The sequence below is a fragment of the Polynucleobacter sp. 39-46-10 genome, from assembly GCF_002282275.1.
Window position 1 is genome coordinate 1 of sequence record NZ_NCJB01000462.1, and the last position, 1,482, is coordinate 1,482.

1 protein-coding gene is annotated in these 1,482 nt (G+C 45.9%); it reads left to right on the forward strand.

Annotation, left to right across the window (positions count from 1 at the left end):
• Positions 1-75: 75 nt before the first annotated feature.
• Positions 76-1,482: sulfoacetaldehyde acetyltransferase (gene xsc, locus B7X71_RS16800; RefSeq protein ID WP_293601580.1), on the forward strand; the 1,407-nt coding region annotated here is incomplete at its 3' end.

Consider the following 1,482-nt stretch of genomic DNA (forward strand, 5'->3'; position numbering starts at 1 on the left):
GTGGTAGAATTTACGGAAATACATAGGTAGTTCAGAAAATGTTCTATTTTTTTAAACAGGTAATGGAGAGTTTGAATGTCTAAACCAGATCACGCTATAACTACTGGACCACAAAAAATGACCCCATCGGAGGCATTTGTAGAGACGATGGCGGCTAACGGTGTAACGGATATCTTCGGAATTATGGGTTCCGCATTTATGGATGCGATGGATATTTTTGCTCCAGCTGGAATTCGCTTGATTCCAGTAGTTCATGAGCAAGGTGCTGCCCACATGGCTGATGGTTATTCTCGTGTGAGTGGTCGACATGGTGTTGTGATTGGCCAAAACGGCCCTGGCATTAGTAATTGCGTTACCGCTATTGCAGCAGCATATTGGGCACATAGTCCAGTGGTGATGATCACGCCCGAGACTGGAACAATGGGTATGGGTTTGGGCGGCTTTCAAGAGGCCAACCAGCTGCCAATGTTTGAAGAATTCACCAAGTATCAAGGACACGTCAATAATCCAAAACGGATGGCCGAATATACAGGGCGCTGTTTTGATCGTGCGATGTCTGAAATGGGGCCTACCCAGTTAAACATTCCGCGTGATTATTTTTATGGCGAGATTGAAGTTGAGATACCACAGCCAAGTCGTCTTGATCGCGGCCCGGGCGGTGAAAATAGTCTGAATGAGGCGGCTGAGCTATTAGCTCAAGCAAAGTTCCCTGTCATTATTTCTGGCGGCGGTGTTGTTATGGGTGATGCCGTTGAAGAATGTAAAGCTTTGGCTGAGCGACTTGGCGCACCAGTAGTAAATAGTTATTTGCATAACGACTCATTCCCAGCTAGCCACCCACTCTGGTGTGGACCGCTTGGATATCAAGGTTCTAAAGCAGCGATGAAATTAATGGCGCAGGCTGACGTCGTGATTGCACTGGGCTCACGCTTGGGACCTTTTGGTACCTTGCCACAGCATGGAATGGATTACTGGCCAAAGAATGCCAAGATTATTCAGATTGATGCTGATAACAAAATGCTGGGATTGGTTAAAAAGATCTCGGTGGGTATTTGTGGTGATGCAAAAGCTGCTGCAATTGCCTTAACACAACGTCTTGCTAATAAAACCTTGGTTTGTGATGCCACCAAAGCAGATCGCGCTAAAACTATTGCTTCTGAAAAAGCGGCCTGGGAAAAAGAGTTGGATGAGTGGACGCATGAGCGTGACGCATTTAGCCTTGACATGATTGAAGAGCAAAAAAATGAAAAAACTCCTACCGGAGGAAATTACCTGAGCCCAAGGCAAGTATTGCGTGAGCTCGAGAAGGCTATGCCAGCTGATGTAATGGTTTCGACTGATATTGGCAATATTAATTCAGTAGCAAATAGCTATTTGCGTTTTGAAAGGCCACGTAGCTTTTTTGCTCCTATGAGTTTTGGTAATTGCGGTTATGCGCTTCCTACTATGATTGGCGCAAAAGCTGCGGCACCAGAAAGGCCA